Source organism: Streptomyces sp. UG1 (assembly GCF_049974585.1).
Lineage (GTDB): Bacteria > Actinomycetota > Actinomycetes > Streptomycetales > Streptomycetaceae > Streptomyces.
Genome location: NZ_JBNGGG010000145.1, coordinates 1 through 1,144, shown reverse-complemented (window position 1 = coordinate 1,144; position 1,144 = coordinate 1). Strand labels below are relative to the sequence as shown.

Here is a 1,144-nt window from a genome sequence, read left to right as displayed (position 1 = left end):
GCCACCCCGGCCTACCGCTGGCGCACCGCCGTCATGGGCGGTACCGGTTTCGTCACCGGCATTCTGTTCCACCCCTCCGTCCGCGGGCTCGCCTACGCCCGCACCGACATCGGCGGTGCCTACCGCTGGGACGACCGCACCGGCCGGTGGATCCCGCTGACCGACCATCTCGGCTGGGACGACTGGAACCTGCTCGGCGTCGAGGCCATGGCCGTCGACCCGGCGCACCCGAACCGGCTGTACCTCGCCCTCGGCACCTATACCCAGTCGTGGGCCGGCAACGGCGCCGTACTGCGCTCCGAGGACCGCGGGGCCACCTGGAAGCGCACCGACCTCACCGTGAAGCTGGGCGCCAACGAGGACGGGCGGGGTGCGGGGGAGCGGCTGCTCGTCGACCCGCGGGACTGCGACATCCTGTGGCTCGGCACCCGGCACGACGGGCTGCTCAAGTCGACCGACCGGGGCGCCACTTGGCGGGCGGTGGACTTCCCGGCGACGCCCAGCGCCACCGGCCAGGGCGTCACCCTCCTCGTCGCCGCCGGCCGTACCGTCTACGCGGGCTGGGGCGACTCCGACGGCACCGCCGATGGCCCCAACCTGTACCGCACGTCCGACGGAAGGACCTGGGAGCCCGTCCCCGGGCAGCCCACCGGCGCCGCTGCCAGGGTGCCGATCCGGGCCGCGTACGACTGCCACACCCGTGAGCTGTATGTGACGTACGCCGACGCGCCCGGTCCCAACGGGCAGTCGGACGGCAGTGTGCACAAACTGCGTACCGTCAACGGCAAGTGGAGCGACGTCACGCCGGCGAGGCCGGGCGGAACCGCGACGGACGGGTCCCCCGACACCTTCGGCTACGGCGGTGTCGCCGTCGACGCCCGCCGGCCCGGGACGCTCGTGGTGTCCACCAACAACCGCTGGGCCGAGATCGACACCGTCTTCCGTTCCACGAACGGCGGCCGCACCTGGACGTCCCTGAAGGACAAGGCCGTCCTCGACGTGTCCGAGACGCCGTATCTGAAGTGGGGCGCCGACGAGCCCAAGTTCGGCTGGTGGATCCAGGCTCTCGGTCTCGACCCGTTCGACTCCCGGCACGTCGTCTACGGCACCGGCGCGACCATCTACGGCACCCGCGACCTGAAGC

General features: G+C 72.3%; 1 protein-coding gene. It reads left to right on the top strand.

Annotation, left to right across the window (positions count from 1 at the left end):
- Positions 1-1,144 (top strand): WD40/YVTN/BNR-like repeat-containing protein (locus tag ACP4J3_RS50725; protein WP_426545081.1); only part of this gene is annotated, 1,144 nt, incomplete at both ends.